Genomic DNA, 24,507 nt, shown 5'->3' on the forward strand with positions numbered 1-24,507 from the left:
TCAGCTATTTCCTCGGCGGGCCTTTGCGTTCGGCGGAAGCAGCCCACAGGTTGATATCGGACTCGCGCGCGTATGTATCGATTTCGGCCAGTTCGGCGTCGCTGAAGTCGAGCACCTTCAGCGCCCCGACGCAATCCTCGACCTGCTCGGGCCGGCTGGCGCCGATCAGCGCCGAAGTAACCCGGCCCCTGCGCAGCACCCAGGCCAAGGCCATCTGGGCCAGCGTCTGGCCGCGCTTGCCGGCGATCGCGTTGAGCGCCTCGATGTTGGCAATGGTGCGATCGTTGATGAAAGCTGTTTTCAGCGACTTGCCCTGGGAGGCCCGGCTGCCCTCAGGAATGCCGCCGAGATATTTGTCGGTCAGCATGCCTTGCGCCAGCGGCGAGAACACGATGGAGCCGACGCCGAGCCCCTCGAGCGTGTCGAGCAGTCCGTCCTCCTCGACCCAGCGGTTCAGCATCGAATAGCTCGGCTGATGGATGACGCAGGGCGTACCGAGTTGCCTCAATATGTCGGCGGCCTCGCGGGTGCGCTGCGAATTGTAGGACGAGATGCCGGCGTAGAGCGCCTTGCCCGAACGCACCGCATGGTCGAGCGCGCCCATGGTTTCTTCGAGCGGCGTATCGGGATCGAAGCGGTGCGAATAGAAGATGTCGACATAGTCGAGGCCCATCCGCTTCAGGCTCTGGTCGAGGCTGGCCAGCATGTATTTGCGCCCGCCCCATTCGCCGTAGGGGCCGGCCCACATTTCGTAGCCGGCCTTGGTCGAGATGATCAGTTCGTCGCGATAGGCGGCAAAATCAGTACGCAGTATCTCGCCGAAAGCCGTCTCGGCCGAGCCGGGCGGCGGCCCGTAATTGTTGGCGAGGTCGAAATGGGTGATGCCAAGATCGAAGGCCTTTCGCACGATCGCCTGCTTGGTCCGATGCGGCGTGTCGTCGCCGAAATTGTGCCACAGCCCGAGCGAGATCGCCGGCAGCTTGAGGCCGGACCGACCGCAGCGGTTGTAGATCATTTTCTCGTAGCGGTTTTCAGCGGCGATATAGGGCATCGGGAAATCCTCGAATCTGAACGGACAGGGCACCGTCATCGCAGAGGCGATGGGCATGCCCGTACCCCATCCTTTACCCCCTCCCCGGAGGAACGGGGAGAGGGGTAAGGCAAAATTATCGATAATCCATGCGACTAGTTCTTCTTGGCCAGCAGCTCCTTGGCCTGCTTGACGCCAAGCGCGGCCGGACGCTCGCAAGTGGTCTGCATGGTGACGAACTTGCCGGTTTCGCCGGAGCGCAGGAGGCCGGTCATGACATCGACGGCATGCAGCGCGAGCTCCATCGAGCAGCGGTGCGGCCGCCCTTCGGCGATCGCCAGCGCCATGTCGGCCAGGCCCGCCGTGCGGTAATTGGCCATCATGCCCTGGCCATGCATCTCATTGGGAACGCCAAGCGGATGCTTCCATTTCGGCAGCTTCTTGACCGGCTTGCCTTCTTCGGTGAAGCGCACGTCGCCGCCGAAGAAGTTCGGATCCGGCACGAACACCGTCCCGGCCTCGCCATAGAGTTCCATCGGCGCGTGGCCGTGAGCCCACACATCCCAGCTTGTGTTCAGCGTCACCACGGCGCCGTTCTCGAATTCCAGCAGGCCATGGATGGTGGTCGGCGTGTTGACCGGGATTTTTTCGCCCGCGCGCGGCTTTGAGCTGATGGTCCGTTCCTTGGCGGGGGTCGTCGCGAAAGCCGCCACCTGCTTCACCGGCCCGATCAGCTGGATGAGATTGGTGATGTAGTACGGTCCGATGTCGAGCACTGGTCCCGCGCCGGGCTGGAAGAAGAAGTCGGGATTGGGGTGCCAATGCTCCATACCGTGGCCCATGACGTGGCAGGTGCCGCTGGTGATCTTGCCAAGCTTGCCCTCGTCGATCAGTTCGCGCACCAGCTGGTGCGCGCCGCCGAGGAACGTGTCCGGCGCCGAGCCGATGCGCAGCCCCCTCTTCTGCGCCCGCGCCTTGAGGTCCTGACCCTCCTTGAGCGACAGCACGAACGGCTTTTCGGAATAGACATGCTTGCCGGCATCGAGCACCTGCTTCGAGACTTCGTAATGCACGGCCGGAATGGTCAGGTTGACGATGATGTCAATATCGTCGGCCTTGAGCAGATCCTCGACGGTCTCGGCGCGCAGCTTGAATTCCTTCGCCCGCGCCCTGGCCGCGTCCATGTTGATGTCGGCGCAGGCGCGCATCTCGATGCCGCGAAACAACGGCGCCAGCGAAAAATACGCCTTCGAGATGTTGCCGCAGCCGATGACGCCAACACCCAATTTCCCAGTACCCAGCTTCTTTGCCATGGTGGTTGTTCCTAGTAGCTCTTGACGGTTGCGATCGAGCGGCGGGCGAAGCGCTCGATGTCGTCGGGATTGTCCTGTTCCATGACAAAGTATTTCGCCGCGCTCTTGGCCCGCAGCACCTTGATCAGGCCGGCCCAATCGATCGTGCCGTGGCCGACATCCGACCAGCCATCCTCATCCAGCCCCTCGCCCGCCTTCGCCATGTCCTTGACATGGACGGCGACGATGCGCTGGCCCTGCTTTTCGATCCAGGGCAGCGGGTCGGAGCCGCCGCGCACTACCCAGGCGACGTCCATTTCCCAGCCTATATTGGGCGCGGACGACAGGATATGGTCCTGCGGCACCGAGCCGTCGGCGAGTGTCTTGAACTCGAAATCATGGTTGTGCCAGGCGAAGCCATAGCCGGCCTTCGACGCGACCTCGCCGACCTTGGCCAGGCGCTCGCCAAAGGCGCGCCAGCCGGCGGCGTCGGATGGCCTGTCCTCGGCCATCAGATAGGGACAGATCAAAAGCTTGACGCCGAGCGTTTCGGCGATCCGGCGCACACCGTCGAAATCATTCTCCAGCGCATCGATGGAAAAATGCCCGGTCGGCATGGCAAGGCCGTTCTTGTCGAGCTCGGCGCGGAAGGCCTTGGGATCGTCATAGACGCCGCCGAACCCTTCGACCTCGGCATAGCCGAGCTTGCCGAGCATTTCGAGCACATCGGTCCAGGGCAAGAAATTGCGGGCGCTGTAAAGTTGGAATGACCAGTTCATCGTCTCTGTCCGTTCTGCTTGGGGATTGTCCTTGGGAGGATGGTTTTCTTGGGAGCTACATGCGGTTGCCGGATGGAGTATCGAACAGCGAGGCGCGGGCAGGATCAAAGCCGATCCTGATCGGGTCGCCATTGCGCAGCGTTTTTTCCGCCTCGACACGGAAGGAAAAAATGCGGCCGCCGAGCTTCGTCCACACCAGCGTATCGGAGCCCATCGGCTCGACGATCTCGACGGCGGCATCGGTGGCGAAGGGCATGGAATTCGCGGCCTCGCCAAAGGCAACGTGCTCGGGGCGAATCCCGAACACGCAAGGCCCGCTCTTGTTGCCGGCGCCATCGAAGCCATAGCGCTCGAGCGGGATGGCCAAATCCCCGGTCTTGAACACCGCCGTCGTGCCGGTCTCCAGCTGCCCCTCGACGAAATTCATCGCAGGCGAACCGAGGAAGCCGGCGACAAACCGGTTGACCGGGCGGTTGTAGATGGTCTGCGGCGCGTCGAGCTGCTGGATGACGCCGCCCTTCATCACCGCGATGCGGTCGGCCAGCGTCATTGCCTCGATCTGGTCGTGGGTGACATAGATCATCGTGTTCTGCAGCTTGCGGTGCAGAAGCTTGATCTCGACACGCAGCTCCGAACGCAGCTTGGCATCGAGATTGGACAGCGGTTCGTCGAACAGGAAGACGTCGACATCGCGCACCAGCGCCCGTCCGATCGCCACGCGCTGGCGCTGGCCGCCGGAAAGGGCCGCCGGCTTGCGCTGCAGCAACGGCTCGATCTGCAGGATCTCGGCGGCGCGCGCGATGCGCTTGGCGATCTCGTCCTTGGCGATGCCGGCGACACGCAGCCCGAAGGACAGGTTCTTCTCCACCGTCATTTGCGGATAGAGCGCATAGGACTGGAAGACCATGCCGATGCCGCGGTCCTTGGGCTCTTCCCAGGTGACGTTCTTGCCCTTGATGAAGATGCGGCCTTCCGAAATGTCGAGCAGGCCGGCGATGCAGTTGAGCAAGGTCGACTTGCCGCAGCCGGAGGGTCCGAGCAGCACGATGAACTCGCCTTCGGCGACATCGAGATTGAGCGTCTGCAGCACCGAGACCGCGCCGAAGTTCAGCGACAGGTCCTGGATCGAAACGCTGGTGCCGTTCGCCGCCATCGCCATCACCCTTTCACCGCGCCGGCGGCGATGCCGCGCACGAACAATTTGCCGGAAATGAAATAGACGATCAGCGGCACCAACCCGGTCAGGATGGTGGCGGCCATGTTGACGTTGTATTCCTTCACGCCTTGCACCGAATTGACGATGTTGTTGAGCTGCACCGTCATCGGATAGGTGTCGGGACGGGTGTAGACGACGCCGAACAGGAAGTCGTTCCAGATGCCGGTCACCTGCAGGATGACGGCGACGACGAAGATCGGCAGTGACATCGGCAGCATGATGCGCAGGTAGATGCCCCAGAAGCCGGCGCCATCGACGCGCGCCGCCCGGAACAGTTCCTCCGGCATGGAGGTGAAATAATTGCGGAACAGAAGCGTCAGGATCGGCATGCCGAAAATGGAATGCACGATCACCAGGCCGGTAAGGCTGCCATAGAGGCCGATCTCGCGCAGGATGATGACGATGGGATAGATCATCACCTGGTAGGGAATGAAGGCGCCGACGATCAGGATGATAAAGAAGGTGTCGGCGCCCTTGAAGCGCCAGTTGGCCAGCGCGTAGCCGTTCACCGAGGCGATGGCGATCGACAGGATCACCGAGGGAACGGTGATGCGCACCGAATTCCAGAACCCGCGCGAAAGCCCGTCGCAATTGAGGCCGGTGCAGGCCTGCGACCACGCCTTGACCCAGGGCTCGAAGGTGATCTCGAGCGGCGGCGAGAAAATGTTGCCGAGGCGGATCTCCGGCATGCCCTTCAGCGAGGTGACGACCATCACATAGAGCGGCAGGAGATAGTAGAGCGCCACCACGATGAGCGTGCCGTACAGGAAAATGTTACGGCGCGAGAACATGTGCCGCGGCTTTGGTCCGCTCGGGCCGGAGGCGCCAGTCCGGAGGTTTGACGACGTGGCGGACAAGGAGACGGCATGATCAGACACGCTTGCGGCCTCCGAATTCGAGATAGGCCCACGGCACGATGACGATCATCACCGACAGCAGCATCATGGTCGAGGCGGCAAAGCCCTGGCCGAGATTCTGGGCGAAGAACATGTAGTCATAGACGTATTTGGCCGGCACTTCGGAGGCGATGCCCGGCCCGCCGCTGGTCTGCGCGACGACGAGGTCATAGACCTTGACGATGCCGGACGCGATGATCACCAGCGTGGTGATGAAAACCGGCCGCATCATTGGGATGATGATGAACAGATAAGTCTTCCACATGGGAATCCCGTCCACCCGTGCGGCCTTCCAGATGTCCTCGTCGATGCCGCGCAGGCCCGCCAGCATCAGGCACATGATTAGCCCCGTGCCTTGCCAAAGCGCCGCGATCGATATGCCGTAGATGACGATGCTGGAATTGTAGAGCGGATTGAAGTCGAAGCTGGTCCAGCCGAGGCTTCGTACCACGCCCTGGACGCCGAAATCCGGATTGAGCAGCCATTGCCAGACAAGGCCGGTGACGATGAAGGAGAGCGCGAAGGGGTAGAGGAAGATGGTGCGGAACGTGTCCTCGAAACGGATCTTCTGGTCGAGCAGGGCCGCCAGCAGAAAACCGATCACCAGCGAGAACACCAGTGAGATCACACCGTAGATCAAGAGGTTCTCGATCGAAATCAGCCAGCGCGGCGTCGCCCACAGCCGGTAATACTGGTCGAGCCCGACGAAATTCAGCCGCGGCAGCAGCTTCGAATTGGTGAAGGAATAGAGCACCGTCCACGCGGTGCCGCCGACAAAGACCACCATTGCGGTGAGGATCATCGGGATCGAAGCGACCTTCGCGTTGAGATTGCGGAAGAGTTGGCTCGGGCGTTCGCTCTTGCTCATCGGTACAGCCGTGCTCGATCGGATAAGGGCGGAAAGTCAGCACGCCTTGGCTCCCGGCCCTGTCTGGCAAGGTCGGGAGCGGGCGGCTCGTCGGTCGTCAATCAGCCGAAGCGATGATGTCGGCGAAGCGCTTCTGCGCCTCTTCGAGGCTCATGTCGGGCTTGGCGAAGAACTCCGAGAACAGGTCCTCCTTCTGCTTCTGGCTGTCCTGCGAGAGCAGCTGGTCCGTCCACGGGATGACCGCGCCCTTGGCCAGGATGGCGAGGCCTTTCTTCATGCAGTCATTGGCCGCGTTGAGGTCGACGTCGCCGCGCACCGGCAGCGAGCCCTTCTTGAGGTTGAAGGCGACCTGGGTCTTGGGATCGAGCAGCGTCTCGGCCAGCACCTCCTGCGCCTTGGCCTTGTCGGCGTCCTTGAGCAGCGGGAAATAGAAGGCGTCGCCGCCCGTTGCGATGACCTCGTTCAGGCCGAGGCCGGGAAGGCAGGTGTAGTCCTTGCCGGCGGTCTTGCCGGCGACCTGGAACTCGCCCTGCGCCCAGTCACCCATGATCTGGCCGCCGGCCTTGCCGGTGATGACCATGTTGGTGGCCTGGTTCCAGTCCTGCACATTCGTGTTCTTGGCCATCTTGCGTGCATCGTCGGCCGCCTTGAACACCTTGGCGACTTCGGGACCGGCTGCGAACTTGGCGTCCTTGTCCTTGTAGACCTTGAGGAAGGTGTCGGTTCCGCCGACCGCGGCAAGCAGCACGTCGAAGGCGCCCGATGCCTGCCAGGCCTGCCCGCCGACCGCGAGCGGCACGATGCCTGCCTTCTCCAGCGCCGGAGCGGCGGCCACATACTCGTTCCAGTTCTTCGGCACCGGCACGCCGGCCTTCTCGAACGCCGCGTTCGACAGCCACAGCCACTGCCAGGAATGGATGTTGACCGGCACGCAATAGATCTTGCCGTCGATGGTGCAAGAATCGAGCAGGCTCTTGGGCCGTACCACTTCCGTCCACTTGCCCCTGGTGGCGACATCGGTGAGGTCGCGCATAAGGCCAGCCTGAACCAGCTCTTCCGCTTGCCTGCCATGATTGAACTGCGTGGCCCCCATCGGATCGCCGCCGGTGATGCGGCTGATCATGATCGGCCGCGCCGTGCCGCCGGATCCGGCGATGGCGCCGTCGACCCAGTGATTGCCGGTGGCGTCGAATGCCTTGGCGAGTTCGGCGACCGCCGCCGCCTCGCCGCCGGAGGTCCACCAATGGGTGACTTCCAGATCGGTCGCGGCCGCCGGCCCGGCAAAGTTGAAAGCAACCGTCGCGGCAAAGGCAGCGGTCAGGAATTTGTATCGCATTTCGGCTTCCTCCCAGAAATCTGAAACGTTACAGATTTTCGATACGGCAATTGAAGACCATACGCAACCCTTCCGGCAAGTGTCACTTTGACATTTTTCGAGCTGCGAACAAAATCATCTCGCTGCTGCGGCGTTGTGCGGCGCAATATGCAAAACTGCACCGCTCTCTAGGCAAAAGCAGCAAGAAACTTGCCAAGAGCACGCTTCCCTCTGAATCCCAACGCTTTTTCGCCTCGCGGTTGACGGCGTCTTTTTGCGTCCGCCCGCGCCCGTTTACACCGATCGTGACAAGCTGTAACGTTTCAGTATACTACTTCCACTGTAGGTGACGCGCTATGGGGAGCGGCCGCAACATTGCCGGGCTGCCCGGCGGCTGCTATGCGCCTGATGGGCGGGACGGATGAACAGACAGCGCACGGCCAAGGGTGACGAGGCGACGGGACAGGAGCGGCCGACGCTGAGGACGCTTGCCTTCATGACCGGGCTCGGTGTCACCACCGTCTCGCGGGCCTTGAAGGACGCGCCCGAGATCGGCGCCGAGACCAGGCGCCGAGTCCAGCTCGTGGCCAAGCAGATCGGCTATCGGCCGAACCGCGCCGGCGTGCGCCTCAGGACCGGCAAGACCAATGTCATCAGCCTCGTGCTCAACACCGAGCAGGAACTCATGAGCTTTGTTTCCGACATCATCTATGGCGTCACGGAAGTCATCGCCGACACGCCCTACCACCTGATCGTCACGCCCTATTCGCGCTCGCAGGATCCGCTGGATCCGGTGCGCTATCTCGTGGAGACCGGCTCCGCCGACGGCGTCATCATTTCACGCACGCAGCCGAACGATCCCCGCGCCCGCTACATGCTGGAGCGCGGCATTCCCTTCGCGACCCACGGCCGCACCGATATGGGGCTCGTGCATCCCTATCATGATTTCGACAACTACGCCTTCGCGGCCGAGGCGGTGCGCCATCTCGCCGGCCTAGGCCGCCGCCGGCTCGCTTTGGTGACGCCGCCGGTGGGTTTGAGCTACTACCGCCACACGGTCGACGGCTTTGCCGATGCGCTGAGCGAAGTCGGCGCCAGCGAGGTGCCGTTCAACACCGTTTCGATCGACCATTCGATCGAACAGATCAGGACGAGGACCGCACAGCTGATGCGGCGCGACATCAGGCCGGACGGCATCGTCAGCAGCGCCGCCGCCGCGACCCTCGCCATCGTCGCCGGCATCGAGGACGCCGGCCTGAAGCTCGGCCGCGACGTAGACGTGGTGTCGAAGCAGTCGTCGGAACTGCTGCATCTGTTCAGGCATGAATTGCTGGTCGTCAACGAAGACTTCCGCCTGGCCGGGTCCGAACTCGCCCGCTCGGTGCTCGGCTGGATCGGCGGCGCCGCGCCCGGCTCGCTGCAGAGCCTGAGCGAACCGAAGGGCGTCGTGGCCTATCGGCGCTTCGGTGAATAGACTCCTTTTTACGCAATTCAGGACGGAAAACCGCCACGCAATCTTCCTGGAATTGATCTAGCCAGCCGCGCCGCTGCCCCACGGCCCATGGAACGCACCCTGCTCGCCGATGCGCTCGAAACCATGCGCCCCGAAGAAGTCGCGCTGCGCCTGGATCAGGTTCGAGGTGCCGCGGCCCTGGCGGTAGCTGTCGAAATAGGCAAGCGCCGAAGACAGTGCAGGCACCGGCGCGCCGGCTTCGGAAGCCCTCGCCACGACGCGCCGCAGCGACGGATGCGCCTCCTGCATCAGGCTGATGAAGGCAGGCGCCATCAACAGGTTGGTGGAAGCGCCACCACTGAAAGCCTCGGCCATCGTGTCGAGCATGTGCGAGCGTATAATGCAGCCGGCGCGCCAGATCTTGGCGATGGTCGGCATCGGCAGGTTCCAGTTGAACTCCTTCGAAGCGCCGCTCATCACCGCGAAGCCCTGCGCGTAGGCGGCGATCTTGCCAGCGAACAGCGCCAGTTCGAGGTCTTTCAGCAGCGCGTCCTTGTCGCCGGAAATCCTGGTCACGCCGATATTGCCATAGGCTTTTTCCGCCGCCTGCCGCTCGTCCTTGATCGACGACAGCACGCGCACCGCCACCGCCGCTTCGATCGCGGTCGCCGGAATGCCGAGCTGCTGCGCCTCGATGACGGACCATTTGCCGGTGCCCTTCTGGCCGGCGCGGTCGAGGATGATGTCGACCACCGGCTTGCCGGTCTTCGGATCGTCGGCGGCGAGCACCTTGGCGGTGATCTCGATCAGGTAGGAATTGAGCCGGCCCTTGTTCCAGTTGGAAAATACCGTGCCGATCTCCTTCGGCCCCATGCCGAGGCCGTCACGCAGGATGCCGTAGATTTCGGCGATCATCTGCATGTCGGCATATTCGATGCCGTTATGGATGGTCTTGACGAAATGCCCGGCGCCGTCGGTGCCGAGCCATGCGGCGCAAGGTTCCTCCTTGAACTTGGCGGAGATCGCGGTCAGCACCTTCTCGACGCGCTTCCAGGAGTCTTCCGTGCCGCCGACCATGATCGAGGGTCCGTGGCGCGCGCCCTCCTCGCCGCCGGAGACACCCATGCCGATGAAGGTCAAACCCGAGCCAGAGAGCTCGGAGAAGCGCCGCATCGTATCGCGGAAATTGGCATTGCCGGCATCGATGACGATATCGTTGTCGGACAGCACGCCACGCAACGCTTCGATCTGCTCATCGACCGGCTTGCCGGCCAGCACCATGATGATGATCGGGCGCGGCGGCCGGATCGCGGCGGCAAGTTCCTCCAGGCTGTAGCAGGGGACGACCATGTCCCTGAGCGCACCGGAATTCTCGACGAAAGCGTCGGTGCGTGCCCTTGTGCGGTTGAAGACGGCGATGCGGTGCCCGTGCTCGGCGATGTTCAGCGCCAGGTTGGAACCCATAGTGCCAAGGCCGATCAGGCCGATTTCGGCTTTTTCCATCGTTTCTTCCCTGCTTTCGGATCTGGTGTTTTGGAGCTTGCGCTCATTGTTGCTTGAATGATTGACGGCCCTTCAGGCCCGCGTCAACCGCCTCGCCCAATTGTGTGGCTGGGACGTTACGGTCTGATGTCGACCGGCGCCTCGATCTTCACCATCTCGAAGTCCGAGACCAGGATGTCTATGCGCACCATCCAGCGGCCGGGTACCGGGATGATGAGGTTGTCGACACGCCAGCTGCCGTCGCCGGGCCTGGTCGCCGCGCGCTTCAGCGGTTCGATGCCGGAATCGGGCTTCGACAGCACCAGCGTCACCTCCTTGGCGTCGAGCGGTCCGAAATCGCCGGTCATGATGATCATCGAGGCGACCACCGGCCCCGCATGGCCTGGCGTGATGCTGAGATCGGCCATCGCCTGCAGCGCGTGGATGTGGACCGAAACCGGCTGCGCCGCCGCGATCGCCAGTGCTCGTGGCGGCGGCGTGAAGCGCCAGCCCGCGGCGACCCCGAAGATCGCCAGCACGATCAGCACTTCGACGCCGACCGAGCGGGTGAGCCTGCGTTGCACCTCGGTCGCTCCCGCCTCGGCCGAAGCGGTGAGCTTCCAGCGATTGACGGCGGCGAGCGTGAACAGGAAGACCAGCAGCGCGAGCTTGACCAGCAGCAGCCGGCCATAGGCTGTGTCGACCAGCGCCGAGGGTATCTGCACCTGGATCACGGCCAGCACGATGCCTGCCGCGGCAAGCAAGGCCACCACAGGCAGGATTGCCCATGAGAAGTGGTGCAGGAATTCGACGGCGCCCGCCGCTTGACGCTTCAGCGCGAGGCCGAGCGGCACCAAAGCGCCGGCCCAGAAAGCGATGCCGACGCCATGCACGAAGACCAGCGGCCGTGTCAGCCATTGCGGTTCGGCGGCACTGGCATGGCCGCTGGCGGCGAGTGCGACGCCGACGCCAGCCAGCCCGGCAAGGGCAAGCGGCCTGGCGGCCGCGCGCGGTCCGGCCAGCGACAGCAGGCCAAGTCCCAAGGCGACCAGGGCGATCAGCACCGTCCAGCCGAAGCTGGTGCCGAGCCCGGTGCGCCAGATCACCGGCTGCGCCAGATGGGAGAGCGGCCCCCCCAGCGCATCGAGACCCTGAAAGCCCAGCGACAAGGGCGCCGCCACCAGCCCGCACAAGATCGCGGCCGCGACAAAGCGCTGGCCGGCCCGGCCACCCCCGGCCAGCCAGGCAAAAGCGAACGCGCCGCCAATGCCGAGGAAAAGGCCTATGTAGAGAAAAACCTTGCCGATCCAGATCGCCGACCGCAACGGCCAGTCAATCGCCTCGGAGACGGCCGGCGGCTCGCTTGGCGCGCCGATGGAAAACAGCAGCGAGCCGCCGACTGGATGGCCGTCGGCGGAAATGACACGCCAGCTCAGCACATGCGTGCCGGATTTGAGCGCCCGCGGATTGTCGATCTCGACCGTCTGGTCGCCGAGACGGAAGTCGGTCAGCGGAACCGGGGTGCCGTCGGGCATCACCAACGTCAGCACCAACGGCGAGACCGGCTCGCTGAAGGTCAGCGAGAACCGCGCCGGGGCCTGCGCCAGCACCGCACCGTCGGCCGGATCGGTCTTGATCAGCGCCGCATGGGCAAGGGCCTGGCTTGTCGAGGCCATGACGATGAGCGCCATGGCCGCGGCGAGCAGCCCGCCGGCAATCCAGCCGACGAGCTTGCTGTTCGTATCGACCATCCAGGAAGGTATTGCGATCATGCCGTGCCATGGGGATGCGGCGCTCCGACAAGCAGAGCGCCAGGGAGAAAAGCTATTTCTTCGGCGTGAGCTTGATGCCGGGCGCCGGGTTCTCCAGCGCGTCCTCATCCTGTCCGGCCGCCGGAATCTCGATCCAGCGGGCGGCGGCATCGCCGCATTCCTGCACCACCGGGAAGTACAGCTTCTGGCCGGCGGGCAGGTCGGCCGTCAGCGTCGCGCGGAAGAGGAACTCGTCGTAGAATTCATCCGGCAAATTGCCGCCGCTCCAGTCGACTTCCTTGACCCCATCGGCAACCGCCTGGCCGTAGAGCTGGTACGATTTCTCGTACTTGCCCTTCTTGGTCTGCAGCGTCCAGCCCGACTTGGGCATCGGCTTCACCGCGATCACCCCTTCCGGGATCTGCACGCGCACCGCCGTCGTGGCCTTGCCATCGCAACCGTGCGGCACGCGCAGCACAGCCTTGTAGGTCGAGCCGACTGCCGCCTCCTGGGTCTCGAGCGTGATGTGCGCAAAGGCGGCATTTGTCCCCAGCACGAGAAACGCGCCGGCCGCCAACAGATTTTTGTTCATGATGGTCCCTCAGATTTCAAAATTGGTGATCGGCGCGATCAATTGGCGTGGTCGTCCATGCCGCCCATTTCGCCCATCCCTTCAACGGCGAACTCGACATTGACCGTGCCGGCCTTCTCGAAGGTCAGCGTGGCGGCGAATTTTTCACCCTGCTTGGGTTGCCGCTTCAGGCCGATGAACATCAGGTGGTAGCCACCGAGCGCCAGCGCGACCTTGCCGCCTGCCGGGACTTCCAGGCCACCATCCACTGGCCGCATGGTCATGACGCCGTCCTTGACGCCCATTTGATGCAGCTCGGCCTTTTCCGAGACGTCGGAGGAAATCGACAGCAGCCGGTCCGGTGTACTGCCCTTGTTGACGATGGTGAAATAGCCGCCGGCCACCTTGGCGCCGGCTGGCGTGGCGCGCGACCAGGGGTGTTCGATTTCGAGATCGCCGACCTTGAATTCATGCGCCAGGACGGCCTGGGCGCCCAGGAAGACAAGCGCGAGGGCCAACGCGGCAATGCCGAAATCGGCTTTGAAGCGGGACAGGGTGCGGCCGAACACAGTGCCCGCCGATATACGGAAAGAATGGGACATGGTTGCTCCACGACGTGATGATCGCGCCGTCGCCGGTCGCGAATGCTTGATCTTGGATGAGTACGCTCGCGAAAGGTTCCGCAAGCAAGCAGGCTCAAGCCGCCAGTGGCGGCGCGCGCGGGTTCGATGGGGAGCGTTCGCGGGCGAAGTCGAGATGCGTGGTCGCCGGGAAGACGAAGGCGACGGCGAAGGAAAGGGACGCAAGTGCAAGCCCGGCATCGGCCGGCGGCGCATAGGCCGGCGAAAACATGCTGCAGCCGAGTGTGCAGCAGGCCGGCGGATGGGACGGGTGCTGGTCGCCGCCGGGAAGCTGTGTGGCGCCGTCATGGGTACAGATGACGTTGCCGAAGGCATCGAGCTGCGCGGTATCAGGCCCGATGCTGAAGGCGAACGCACCAAGTGTCGACTGGAGCAACAGCAGACAGGCCGCGACAAGCGCGACCGGCATGCTCCAGCGTCTCTCCCGGCGGTTCACCATTTGCCTCTTCAAACGATCGATGACTATCCCTACCACGGCAGCCAGAGGTCGAAAATCGGCAATTCCATGCTGCGGCAACACGGCAGGATCAGTTCTTTTGGGATGGCCGGCTTTCCGGGATGGAGGTCAGCAATGTCTGGCGGGCCGACTTCAGGTGCTTGCGGCAGGCGGCATCGACCTTGCCGAGATCGCGCGACTTGAGCGCCTCGATATAGGCCAGATGCTCGCCGATCGCGACTTCGTTGCGCTCGCGTTCCTGCGCCTTGTTCCACTGGTAGTGGTAGTGGAAGATCATGGCGATGACGTCGTAGAAATCGACGATGAAGCGGTTGCGTGAGGCGCGATGAATGAGCCGGTGCAAGCGCTCGTCCAGCTCCGAGAACTCATTGAAACGCGTCGCGATCTCGCGTGCCAGAACGCGGTGTTCCCCTTCCAGCCGATCGAGATCGCTCCATACCGGACTGTCCTGCGGCAGCGCCGTGAAGGCGGCGGCCGAGCGCAATTCGAACATTTCGCGGATCTCGGTCAGTTCCAGCGCGAAGGCCCGCGTGAAGCCTTTCAGCACCCAATGGCTGTTGCGGCGTTTTTCGATCAGGCCGAAGCGGGAGAAGCGGATCAGGAACTCGCGTACGCTGGTGGTGCCGACGCCGATCTCGCGCGCCAGTTCGAGCTCGTTGATCTGCATGCCGGCCTCGGCGCCGCCGGCCAGCAGCCTGCGCATGAACGACCGTTCGATGATCTCGGCCAGCGTGTCGGTCTCTTCCTCGGGAAAGAAATCATCCGCACGTGGGTCGCGCAGCACCGTCTTGGCGCGCTTGTTCCAGGCGATCAACCCGGTTTCTTCCATGCGCGCCAGGATGCTGCGCACGGTCGTGCGGCTGACTCCCAGCAAGGCGCCAAGTTCCGGTTCCGAGGGCAGGCTGCGCGTCTCATCGAGCAGCCTCAGACAACGGTTATAGGCGTCCTTGTAGACGTTGTTGCTCTTCGACATCCCCTGACCCGTTGCACGCCAGCGCTTGCGGCGGCCGGCTTGAAGCGCAATATGACGTTCCATCGTCTGCAGCGCCACCACTTACCCAGGGCGGAACCGCCGTGAAAAAACAATTGACGCAAAACTGTTTTTTCACGATAAAAGACATTAACTCTTAACAGGCGCGTGTCAATCCGCGCATCCCAGGATCACCCAGGAAACCGCCCGTGAACGTCTCGAATACCATTCTTCTGTCCCCCGCCGACAATGTCGCCGTTGCCAATGGGCGCATCGAGATCGGCACCGCGCTGCCGGGTGGCGCGCTCGCTGCCACCGTCATCGAGCCCGGCCACAAGGTGGCGATCAAGCCGATTGCCGCGGGTGAAGCCGTGGTCAAATACGCTCAGGCGATCGGTCGCGCCACGCAGGACATCGCGCCCGGCGAGCATGTCCATTCGCACAATCTGGTCTTCGAGGCCGGCCGCCTCCCCGTGGTGCCGCCAAGCGAGGCCGAGCATGCGACGGAAGCGGACCGCGCCCGGACATTCATGGGCTATCGCCGCGCCGACGGCCGCGCCGGCACGCGCAACTTCATCGGCATCATCGCCAGCGTCAATTGCTCGGCCACCGTCTGCCATTCGATCGCCGACACCGCCAACCGGACCCTTTTGCCGAAATATCCCGGGATCGATGGCTTCGTGCCCATCGTCCATGGCCAGGGCTGCGGCATGAGCGGCACCGGCGACGGCATGATGGTGCTGCACCGCACGCTGGCCGGCTATGCCCGCCACCCGAATTTCGGCGGCGTGCTGATGGTCGGGCTCGGCTGCGAGGTCAACCAGCTCACGCTTTACGGCCAGAAGGGTGCCGCCGCCGGTAAGCGCCACTTCAACATCCAGGATGCCGGCGGGTCGCGCAAATCGGTCGAAAAGGCGATGGGCGTGCTGGCCGAGATCGCCGAGGAAGTCGGCCAGTTGAAGCGCGAGCCGATCCCCGTCAGCGAGATCGTCGTCGGCCTGCAATGCGGCGGCTCCGATGGCATGTCGGGTATCACCGCCAATCCGGCGCTGGGCGCGGCCGTCGACATCCTCGCTGGAGTCGGCGGCATCGGCATCCTCTCCGAGACGACGGAAATCTATGGCGCCGAGCACCTGCTCGCCTATCGCGCCGCAAGCCCCGAGGTCGCCAAGAAGCTCGATGGCTACGTGAAATGGTGGGAGGATCACGTCGCCAAGCATGGCGCCTCGATCGACAACAACCCATCGCCCGGCAACAAGCGCGGCGGCCTCACCACCATCCTGGAAAAGTCGCTGGGCGCGGTCGCCAAGGGCGGCCAGACGCCGCTCAACGGCGTCTTCGGCTACGCCGAGAAAGTCACCGGCAATGGGCTGGTGTTCATGGATACGCCCGGCTACGACCCGGTCTCTGCCACCGGTCAGGTCGCGGGCGGCGCCAATGTCATCGTCTTCACCACCGGCCGCGGCTCCTGCTTCGGCTGCCGGCCGACACCCTCGATCAAGGTCGCCACCAACTCGACCATGTATCACCAGATGGAAGAGGACATGGACGTCAACTGCGGCGTCATTGCCTCCGGCGAAAAGACCATTGCCGGCATGGGCCGGGAGATCTTCGAACTGATCGTCGAGACGGCTTCGGGCCGCAAGACCAAGAGCGAGGATTTTGGCTACGGGGACAACGAATTCGTGCCCTGGCATCTCGGCGCGACGCTCTGATTTCGATTGATGTCTGATAGACTGCCCGGCCGGACAAGTGGCCGGGATAGGGAGGTTGCGCATGGAAAAACGCCGCATCGGCCAGACCGCGTTGGAGGTCACCGAAGTCAGTTTCGGAGGCGCCGCGATCGGCGGCCTCTACCGGGCGTGTTCGCGCGAAGCGGCAATGGAAACGCTGCAGGGTGCCTGGGAGGCGGGCCTGCGCTATTTCGACACCGCGCCCTTCTACGGTTTCGGCCTGTCGGAACGGCGCTTCGGCGATTTCCTGCGCTACAAGCCACGTGATTCCTATGTGTTGTCGACCAAGGTCGGCCGCCTGCTTCACCCGGTGCCCGAAGATCAGGTGCCAGACCACTCCTATGTCGATCCGCTGCCCTTCGCGCTGGACTACGACTATTCCTATGACGGCATCATGCGCTCGGTCGAGTTCAGCTATGCGCGCCTTGGGCTAAACAGGATAGACATCCTGTTTGTCCACGATATCGGCGTTTACACGCACGGTGTCGAGAAAACCAAATTGCACTTTCGCCAGTTGATGGACGGCGGCCTCAAGGCGCTCGAGGAGCTGAAGCGGGCCGGCACGATTTCCGCCTACGGGCTCGGCGTCAATGAAGTCCAGATCTGCCTCGACGTGATGCGCCGCGCGCCGCTCGACTGCATCCTGCTCGCCAGCCGCTATTCCTTGCTCGACCGCAGCGCGGAAGCCGAATTGCTGCCGCTGTGCCGGGCGCAACGGACCTCGCTTGTCATTGGCGGGGTTTTCAACTCAGGCATATTGGCGACCGGGCCGGTGCAAGGGGCGCATTTCGACTACCAGCCCGCCAGCCGCGATGTTCTCGACCGTGTCGACGCCATGGAGAAGATCGCCGCTGAAGGTGGCTACCCGCTGCCCGCCGCCGCGTTCCAGTTTCCTTTGCACGAACCCGCGGTCGCCACTGTGCTGACCGGTACCGCAAAATTGGCAAACCTGACGCGCAACCTCGAACTGCTCGATATCGACGTGCCGGAGACGGACTATGCCAGGTATCGTCCCTACACGGTGGTGCAGGAACTGCATTGAAGCGCATCTTCGTGATGTGCACGGGCGCGCGACCCGCCTTCGCGATGTCGCGATCCAGAGAAGAATGAACATTCCATGTTGACTGATCTATGGAATTAATATTCCATACCTTCGCAGAACGGAAACGGGAGCGCCTGACCGCGACAAGGGAGAGCCGCCGCTGGGGGAGTCATTGTCGGGCAGTTGGAAGAACTGGCTGAAACACCGCTTGCATCGGCTGGATCGATGCACTATCAAAACGGTGCAACTGTTTTTTATTGATAAAGTTCTGTTTGGGCCACGCCTATCCGGACGGAGCTTCCGTTAACGTTCACCGGGCGACTTAGGGAGGATCCTATGAAATTCGTGACCAGCATTCTCAACCGCCGCGCCGTCATGGCCCTGGCGGCAGCATCGATGCTCACCGGCGTCATGCATACCGCACCGGTTTCGGCGGCGGATGTGACCATCCCGATCATCGTCAAGGACACCACGTCCTTCTACTGGCAGATCGTTCTGGCCGGCGCCCGCAAGGCCGGCAAGGATCTCGGCATCAACGTGCCGGAACTCGGCGCCCAGGCCGAGACCGACGTCAATGGCCAGGTCTCGATCCTCGAGAACGCCGTCGCCAGCAACCCGGCCGCGATCGTGATCGCGCCCACCGAGTTCAAGGCGCTGGGCAAGCCGATCGATGAAGCAGCCGCCAAGGTCAAGGTCATCGGCATCGACTCCGGCGCCGACTCCAAGGCCTTCACCTCGTTCCTGACCACCGACAACGTGCAGGGCGGACGCGTCGCCGCGGACGGCCTTGCCGCCGCCATCGGCGCCGCCAATGGCGGCAAGATCGAGGGCGACGTCGCCCTGATCACCAACGCTCCCGGCGCCGGCTCGCTCGAACAGCGCAAGCAGGGCTTCACCGAGCAGCTCAAGGCAAAATATCCCGGCCTGAAGCTGGTCGCCGACAAATACGCCGACGGCCAGGCCACCACCGGCCTCAACATCGCCACCGACCTGATCACCGCCAATCCGAACCTCAAGGGCATCTTCGCCTCCAACCTGATCATGGCGCAGGGCGTCGGCCAGGCCGTCGCCGAGAACAACCTTGGCGGCAAGCTGGCGCTGGTCGGCTTCGACAGCGACGAGAAGCTGATCAAGTTCCTCAACGACGGCGTCATTTCCGCCCTCGTCGTCCAGGATCCCTACCGGATGGGCTATGACGGCATCAAGACCGCGCTCGCCGCCTCGAAGGGCGAAAAGGTCGAGGCCAATGTCGACACCGGCGCTAATCTGGTGACCAAGGCCAATATGAAGGACCCCAAGATCGACGCGCTGCTCAATCCCAAGCTCTAAGCAGCCGGCGTTCAAAACCGCTTCCGGGGCCAGAGGCCCCGGAAGCATCCGCCGCCAAAGCGGCTTGGCGATCAGCCCGTTTGGCCTTCGCCTGAAAGACGACCGCAGCCTCGCCGAATGCCAACCGCGAGGCCAATCTGGGAGGATTGTCATGACGCCGACGGCGCAGGAACTGCATCCGGCCCCCGTGCTGGAACCTGGCAGGACCATCCTCGAGCTGCGCGGGCTGGAAAAACGCTACCCCGGCACCCATGCGCTGAAGCCGGTCAATCTCGCCTTCAAGTCAGGCGAAATCCACGCCATCGTCGGCGAGAACGGCGCCGGCAAATCGACCCTCATCAAACTCCTGACCGGCGTCATGCCGCGCACCTCTGGCGAGGTCCTCTGGGAAGGGCAGCCGGCAGCCCTGGCGACGCCGCATGAAGCGATGGCGCTCGGCATCAATGCCGTGCACCAGGAAGTCGTGCTGTGCCGTCACCTGACGGTCGCCGCCAACATGTTCCTTGGCGAGGAAAATTCCCGTTTCGGCATCCTGCAGCAGCGCGCCATGGTCAGGGAAGCGCAGACGATCATCGACGATCTCGGCTTCGACCTGCCGGCGCATGTCGTGCTGGGTGATCTCACCATCGGCCAGCAACAGCTGATCGCCGCTGCCCGCGCCACGGTGCGCGGCACCAAATTCCTGATCTTCGACGAACCCACGGCCTACCTCACCCGCAAGGAGGCCGACCAGCTTTTCACGCTGATCCGGCGCCTGAAGGGTGAAGGCGTGACGATCATCTACATCAGCCATCGCATGGAGGAGGTCTTCGAACTCGCCGACCGGGTTTCCGTGCTGCGCGACGGCACGCTGGTCGGCACACGCAATATCGCCGAGACCAATGATGCCGAGCTGGTCAAGATGATGATCAACCGCTCTATCGAACAGGTCTATCACAAGGAGCATTTCACGCCGGGCGCTCCGATCGTCGAAACAAGGAACCTGTCGGGCAAAGGCTTCGAGAACATCTCGATGACGGTGCGTGCCGGTGAGATCGTCGGCCTCTATGGACTGATCGGCGCCGGCCGCAGCGAGTTCGTCACCTCGCTCTATGGACGTCATAAGAAGTCGGCCGGCCAGATCCTGTGGGAAGGCAAGGACGTCCAGATCAACTCCGAGCACGACGCGATCAAGCTCGGCATGGCACTGGCGCCGGAAAGCCGCCGCGACCAAGGCCTTTGCCTCAATTTGCCGGTTGGCCTCAACCTCAACCTGCCGATCTACAAGCGCATCTCCAGCAATCTGTTGATCTCGAATGCGAAAGAGAAGGCCGAGGCCGACCGTCAGATCGCCGGCCTGAGGATCAAGACGCCGACGCGCGGGGCGCTGGCGTCGAGCCTTTCGGGCGGCAACCAGCAGAAGATCGTCATCGGCAAGTGGCTGGCGCACGGCGCCAAGCTGTTCATCTTCGACGAACCGACGGTCGGCGTCGATGTCGGCACCAAGGCGGAGATCTATCGCCTGTTCGGCGAGCTGTTGTCGAAGGGCGCCGGCATCATCCTGATCTCGTCCTATTTGCCGGAGGTCTACGAACTGGCCGACACGCTGCACGTGTTCCGGCGCGGCAAGCTGGTGGCCACGCACGGGTTCCATACCGCCAGTCACGAGGACATTCTCACGCAGGCGCTCGCCGAGAAACAAGAAAAACTGGGAGGACAGACATGAGCATCGAGGCGATCCCCGCCGAAAAACCGAAGCGCAACTACAACGTCCTGTTCGGGCTGACGCTGCTGGCGCTGCTGGTGCTGCTCTGGATCGTCCTGTCCCTGGCGACGCCAAGCTTCGCCTCGGGCAACAACATCGCCAATCTTCTGCGGCAGGGCTCGATGATCGCCATCATGGCGGTCGGCCAGACCTTCGTCATCATCACCGGCGGCATCGATCTGTCGGTCGGCGCGGTGGTCGGCTTCGCCACCGTCGTCGTCGCCATGCTGATCAATGCCGGCGTTCCGATCGCGGTCGCCATCTTGATCACCTTGCTCGTCGGTGTCGCCATCGGCCTTTTCCATGGCTTCGGCATCGTCAAGATGGGCTTGCCGCCCTTCATCATCACGCTGGCGACGCTGACCTCGCTGCGCGGCATCGGCCTTTTGATGACCAACGGGAACTCGATCAACATCAACAGCGACAGCTTTACCGCCTTCTCGCGCAATTCCTTTATCGGCATTCCCAATTTGTTCTGGATGGTGATCCTGGTGGGTGTGCCCGCCTATGTCTTCCTGCATCACAGCCGTTGGGGCCGCTACCTCTTTTCGGTCGGCTCCAACGCCGAGGCCTCGCGCCTGTCCGGCGTCAATGTCCAGCGCACCATCTACATGGCTTACACGCTGTCCGGCCTGTGCGCGGCCTTCGTCGGCGTGCTGCTCGCCGCCCGCATCGGCATCGGCAACCCGACCCAGGCCGAGGGCTGGGAACTGCAGGCGATCGCCTCTTCGGTCATCGGCGGCACCTCGCTGTTCGGCGCGGTCGGCTCGGTGCACGGGCCGCTGCTTGGCGCCTTCATCCTGGCCACCATCAACAACGGCGCCAACCTGCTCAACGTCAACTCGTTCTGGCAGCGCATCATCACCGGCGCGCTGATCATCATCATCGTCTACTTCGACGGACTGCGCCGCCGCGGCAAATGACGCATTCCAATCGATCGCCGGCCTGGCGCGGGCCGGCGATTTCTTGAACAGACTGGATCAAAGCATGAAAGCCGTCGTCTGCCGCTCGCCCGGCGACCTTGCTGTCGAAGACCACCCGGCTCCCGGCGCCCCGCCTCCCGGCTGGGCCCTGGTGGCGGTCAGTCATGTCGGCATCTGCGGCACCGACTACCATATCTTCGAGGGTAAGCACCCTTTCCTCGCCTATCCCCGCATCATGGGCCATGAAGTCTCCGGCACAGTGACCGAGCGGGGCGAAGGCGTCGACCTCGCCCTTGGCGAACCGGTGATCATCAACCCCTACCTTGCCTGCGGCAAATGCATCGCCTGCCGGCACGGCAAGCCCAATTGCTGTGTCAGGATCGAAGTGCTCGGCGTGCACCGCGACGGCGCCATGTGCGAACAGATCCTGGTGCCGGCTAAGAATCTCTATCCCACCAACGGCCTGTCGCTCGCCGACGCCGCCGCCGTCGAATTCCTGGCCATCGGGGCGCATGCCGTCCGGCGCGCCCGGGCCGAGCCTGGCGCCCGCACCCTGGTCATCGGCGCCGGCCCGATCGGGCTCGGCACCGCCATCTTCGCCCGCATTGCCGGGTTGGATGTGACACTTCTCGATATGAGCACCGAAAGACTGGTCTTCGCGGCGAGTGAACTCGGCTTTTCGATTCTCGACGGCTCGCAAGGACCCGTGTCCGATCTGGTGCGTGATGCGACCGACGGCGAAGGCTTCGACGTAGTCTTCGACGCCACCGGCAACACGCGATCGGTTCAATCGGCCTTTGCCCACGTCGCGCATGGCGGAGCGCTGGTGCTGGTCAGCGTCGTCAAGGACGATATTGTTTTTTCCGATCCCGAGTTCCACAAGCGAGAAATGACATTGATCGGCAGCCGCAATGCGTTGCGCGCCGACTTCGACCATGTCGCGGCCTCGATCCGCAATGGTGCCGTGCCGTTGGCCAAGCTTGTCACCCACCGCACCACGCTGGCCGATACGCCAGGAGATCTCGCACGCTGGGCGCATGAAAAGTCGGGCCTGATCAAGGCCGTGATCGAGATCGGATAGCCCTACAGCGCCGACAGCTTCAACTCCACCCGCTCGGCCGGAAAACGCGACTCCGAAAACTGGATCGGCTGGCCGTCGGGTGTGACGTTGACCGCAACCGTGACCAGCACGATGGCGCCCGGCTGCAGATCGAGATCGGCGAGATCGGCGGCGTCGGCATGGCGCGCCGAGAGCACGGTCGATTGCCTGAGATAATCGTCGATACCGAAACGTGCGAGCGAGGCGGTGATAGAACCGGTTTGCGCCATCGCCTTGTCGATGCCGGCAAAGCGCCGGGCATCGAACCATCCAGCGGCGCGCGACACTGGCCGTCCGTCAGCCTCGCCGCGTGTCTCCAACCGGATCACCTCGGCACCCCTGGCAAGGCCAAGGCCTTCGGCCACGCGCTGGCTGGCGGGCTCGACCGACGAAGCGAGCAGCACGATGTGCCGTTCCGACGTCTGCCCCTGCAGGCCAGTCGAAAAGCGTGTCCGCGCGCCAATCGGATAGGACAGCCGCTTGCGTGACAGGACGAAGGTGCCGCGTCCCTGCTCGGCCCGCAGCACGCCCTCCTGCACGAGGGCCGATATGGCGCTGCGTACGGTGTGACGGTTGACGCCGTAGCGCTCGGCCAGCGCGACTTCGGGCGGCAGCGCGGCGTTTTCGGCGAAATCGCCGGCGGCGATGGATTGCAGGATCCTGTCGGCGATCTGGCGCCACAGTGAGACGCCGCTGCGCCGCTCGATGCTGTCGGCCACATCATGCCCGATCATGTTTTGCCCCCGGCCTGTCACGCACCCGTCATGGACTCGCGTTAGGTAACATGTATATTTGTATAGTTGTCTATATCAATAGACAAATTTAGCTGAGAGGAAGTTGGCGATGCGAGGACAGGAAGGCCGCGACCAGGCCGAGCGCAAGGCCGCCATGGCGACGCTGGCGCAATCGAGCGGCGACGACATCGTCCGGCTCTGGAACGAGTCCGGCCTGCCTTCGCAAGCCGAACTTCTGCGCGGTCCCGAGACGGGCCTTGTCACGCTTCGTGGCCGCATCGGCGGCGGCGGCGCGCCCTTCAATGTCGGCGAGGCGACCGTCACGCGTGCTACTGTCCGGCTGCCATCCGGGCAGGTCGGCCATTGTTACGCGCTTGGCCGCGACAAGCAGAAGGCGAAGCTGGGAGCAATAGCCGACGCGCTCTGGCAGGACCCTGCCCGCCGCACCGAGGTCGAGACCAGGCTCATTACGCCTTTACGCTCGGCTCTCACCGCTGCCCAGGAAAAACGCCGCGCCGAGACGGCGGCAACGAAGGTGGATTTCTTCACCATGGTTCGCGGAGAAGATTGATGGATATCGCTGCGCAATCGATCGAGGGCGGTTTCGCCGATCCGGTCTTCAACGCTCAGACCGTGTTTCGGGCCGTCATGGATGCCATGGCGCGGCCGGGCAGTGTCCACCCCTTGCCACCCCTGGCCCGCCCGCCGGCTCCGCTCTCGGCGACGTCGGGCGCCGTAGCACTGGCGCTATGCGACAACGACACGCCGCTCTGGCTCGACCCTGCCCTGCATGCCTCCGCCGCGATCGGGTCCTGGCTTGGGTTCCATACGGGCGCGCCGCTGGCCAACACGCCGGCCGACGCGCATTTCGCGTTTGTTGCCACGCCGGCCGAGATGATGGCGCTCGACGGTTTTGCACAGGGCACGCAGGATTATCCCGACCGATCGACGACGCTGATCCTGCAGGTCGGCGATCTCACTTCAGGGACCCCGCTCTTGCTGGAAGGCCCGGGCATTGAAACCAGCGCCACGATCGCGCCGGCACAGATGCCGCGCCATTTCGTCGAGCAGTGGAAGCAGAATATCAGGCGCTTTCCGCGCGGCGTCGACATCATCCTCGCCACATCGGACCGCATAGCCTGCCTGCCGCGCACGACGCGTATCAAGACGATGGAGGCGTAA

Annotated in this window: 23 protein-coding genes; 9 read left to right on the plus strand and 14 right to left on the minus strand. The window is 63.6% G+C overall.

The features are described from left to right. Positions 1-4 precede the first annotated feature (4 nt). From mgrA to FJ936_RS07665, 7 genes are all read right to left on the minus strand, one after another. The gene (gene mgrA / locus FJ936_RS07635; protein ID WP_141906350.1) at positions 5-1,051 is read right to left on the minus strand and encodes an L-glyceraldehyde 3-phosphate reductase; all 1,047 of its coding nucleotides are present in this window, start codon (positions 1,049-1,051) and stop codon (positions 5-7) included. Between the two features lie 134 nt (positions 1,052-1,185). Continuing rightward, on the minus strand, positions 1,186-2,343 hold the full coding sequence (locus tag FJ936_RS07640) for a Gfo/Idh/MocA family oxidoreductase (protein ID WP_141906311.1): 1,158 nt from the start codon (positions 2,341-2,343) through the stop codon (positions 1,186-1,188). A gap of 11 nt (positions 2,344-2,354) precedes the next feature. Next, entirely contained in the window at positions 2,355-3,101 is a 747-nt protein-coding gene (locus FJ936_RS07645) for a sugar phosphate isomerase/epimerase (RefSeq protein WP_141906312.1), read from the minus strand. Between the two features lie 55 nt (positions 3,102-3,156). Further along, positions 3,157-4,260, minus strand: coding sequence for an ABC transporter ATP-binding protein (locus FJ936_RS07650; RefSeq protein WP_041163319.1), 1,104 nt, complete (start codon positions 4,258-4,260; stop codon positions 3,157-3,159). Next, positions 4,260-5,195, minus strand: a complete 936-nt coding sequence (locus tag FJ936_RS07655) for a carbohydrate ABC transporter permease (RefSeq protein ID WP_141906313.1) — start codon at positions 5,193-5,195, stop codon at positions 4,260-4,262. Before FJ936_RS07655 ends, FJ936_RS07650 begins: the two co-directional genes overlap by 1 nt. Beyond that, positions 5,188-6,081, minus strand: a complete 894-nt coding sequence (locus FJ936_RS07660; RefSeq protein WP_015315676.1) for a sugar ABC transporter permease — start codon at positions 6,079-6,081, stop codon at positions 5,188-5,190. The genes FJ936_RS07655 and FJ936_RS07660 overlap by 8 nt, the downstream gene beginning before the upstream one ends. A gap of 97 nt (positions 6,082-6,178) precedes the next feature. Beyond that, positions 6,179-7,417 carry an ABC transporter substrate-binding protein gene (locus tag FJ936_RS07665; protein ID WP_141906314.1) on the minus strand — a complete coding sequence of 413 codons (1,239 nt, stop codon included), beginning with the start codon at positions 7,415-7,417 and terminating at the stop codon, positions 6,179-6,181. A 400-nt stretch (positions 7,418-7,817) separates the two neighbouring features. Between FJ936_RS07665 and FJ936_RS07670 the strand changes: the two genes are divergently transcribed. Further along, complete coding sequence (locus FJ936_RS07670; RefSeq protein WP_141906315.1) at positions 7,818-8,870, plus strand: LacI family DNA-binding transcriptional regulator; 1,053 nt, start codon at positions 7,818-7,820, stop codon at positions 8,868-8,870. 57 nt (positions 8,871-8,927) lie between these two features. Here FJ936_RS07670 and gndA read toward each other — a convergent pair whose 3' ends face one another. From gndA to FJ936_RS07700, 6 genes are all read right to left on the minus strand, one after another. Then, complete coding sequence (gene gndA / locus FJ936_RS07675; RefSeq protein ID WP_141906316.1) at positions 8,928-10,352, minus strand: NADP-dependent phosphogluconate dehydrogenase; 1,425 nt, start codon at positions 10,350-10,352, stop codon at positions 8,928-8,930. Positions 10,353-10,468: 116 nt separating this feature from the next. Continuing rightward, positions 10,469-12,103 carry a copper resistance CopC/CopD family protein gene (locus FJ936_RS07680; RefSeq protein ID WP_141906317.1) on the minus strand — a complete coding sequence of 545 codons (1,635 nt, stop codon included), beginning with the start codon at positions 12,101-12,103 and terminating at the stop codon, positions 10,469-10,471. Positions 12,104-12,155: 52 nt separating this feature from the next. Continuing rightward, on the minus strand, positions 12,156-12,674 hold the full coding sequence (locus tag FJ936_RS07685; RefSeq protein ID WP_141906318.1) for a YcnI family protein: 519 nt from the start codon (positions 12,672-12,674) through the stop codon (positions 12,156-12,158). Between the two features lie 38 nt (positions 12,675-12,712). Then, positions 12,713-13,255: a copper chaperone PCu(A)C gene (locus FJ936_RS07690; protein WP_141906319.1), complete on the minus strand. Its 543-nt coding sequence runs from the start codon at positions 13,253-13,255 to the stop codon at positions 12,713-12,715. 94 nt (positions 13,256-13,349) lie between these two features. Beyond that, positions 13,350-13,703: a DUF2946 family protein gene (locus FJ936_RS07695; protein ID WP_140823913.1), complete on the minus strand. Its 354-nt coding sequence runs from the start codon at positions 13,701-13,703 to the stop codon at positions 13,350-13,352. A gap of 118 nt (positions 13,704-13,821) precedes the next feature. Next, entirely contained in the window at positions 13,822-14,724 is a 903-nt protein-coding gene (locus FJ936_RS07700) for a GntR family transcriptional regulator (protein ID WP_140713172.1), read from the minus strand. Positions 14,725-14,930: 206 nt separating this feature from the next. Between FJ936_RS07700 and FJ936_RS07705 the strand changes: the two genes are divergently transcribed. The 6 genes from FJ936_RS07705 to FJ936_RS07730 all read left to right on the plus strand — a co-directional run bounded on the left by FJ936_RS07705 (position 14,931) and on the right by FJ936_RS07730 (position 22,573). Next, a complete protein-coding gene (locus tag FJ936_RS07705) occupies positions 14,931-16,436 on the plus strand; it encodes an altronate dehydratase family protein (RefSeq protein WP_015315665.1) in 1,506 nt (501 codons plus the stop codon). Positions 16,437-16,497: 61 nt separating this feature from the next. Continuing rightward, entirely contained in the window at positions 16,498-17,496 is a 999-nt protein-coding gene (locus FJ936_RS07710) for an aldo/keto reductase (RefSeq protein WP_015315664.1), read from the plus strand. Positions 17,497-17,832: 336 nt separating this feature from the next. Then, positions 17,833-18,825 carry an ABC transporter substrate-binding protein gene (locus tag FJ936_RS07715; RefSeq protein WP_015315663.1) on the plus strand — a complete coding sequence of 331 codons (993 nt, stop codon included), beginning with the start codon at positions 17,833-17,835 and terminating at the stop codon, positions 18,823-18,825. Positions 18,826-18,976: 151 nt separating this feature from the next. Further along, positions 18,977-20,530: a sugar ABC transporter ATP-binding protein gene (locus FJ936_RS07720; protein ID WP_140618932.1), complete on the plus strand. Its 1,554-nt coding sequence runs from the start codon at positions 18,977-18,979 to the stop codon at positions 20,528-20,530. Further along, a complete protein-coding gene (locus FJ936_RS07725) occupies positions 20,527-21,492 on the plus strand; it encodes an ABC transporter permease (protein ID WP_015315661.1) in 966 nt (321 codons plus the stop codon). The genes FJ936_RS07720 and FJ936_RS07725 overlap by 4 nt, the downstream gene beginning before the upstream one ends. 64 nt (positions 21,493-21,556) lie before the next feature. Then, complete coding sequence (locus FJ936_RS07730) at positions 21,557-22,573, plus strand: zinc-binding alcohol dehydrogenase family protein (protein WP_140787836.1); 1,017 nt, start codon at positions 21,557-21,559, stop codon at positions 22,571-22,573. Between the two features lie 2 nt (positions 22,574-22,575). On the opposite strand, the gene phnF is transcribed toward FJ936_RS07730, so the two are convergent. Then, on the minus strand, positions 22,576-23,325 hold the full coding sequence (phnF, locus tag FJ936_RS07735; protein WP_140661676.1) for a phosphonate metabolism transcriptional regulator PhnF: 750 nt from the start codon (positions 23,323-23,325) through the stop codon (positions 22,576-22,578). 109 nt (positions 23,326-23,434) lie between these two features. Here phnF and phnG point away from each other — a divergent pair, with 109 nt between their 5' ends. Both phnG and phnH read left to right on the plus strand, forming a co-directional pair. Further along, positions 23,435-23,896 carry a phosphonate C-P lyase system protein PhnG gene (phnG, locus tag FJ936_RS07740; RefSeq protein WP_140787834.1) on the plus strand — a complete coding sequence of 154 codons (462 nt, stop codon included), beginning with the start codon at positions 23,435-23,437 and terminating at the stop codon, positions 23,894-23,896. Further along, the gene (phnH, locus tag FJ936_RS07745; RefSeq protein WP_140787832.1) at positions 23,896-24,507 is read left to right on the plus strand and encodes a phosphonate C-P lyase system protein PhnH; all 612 of its coding nucleotides are present in this window, start codon (positions 23,896-23,898) and stop codon (positions 24,505-24,507) included. Before phnG ends, phnH begins: the two co-directional genes overlap by 1 nt.

Origin of the sequence: Mesorhizobium sp. B2-4-13, assembly GCF_006658535.1 — a bacterium.
GTDB lineage: Bacteria > Pseudomonadota > Alphaproteobacteria > Rhizobiales > Rhizobiaceae > Mesorhizobium > Mesorhizobium australicum.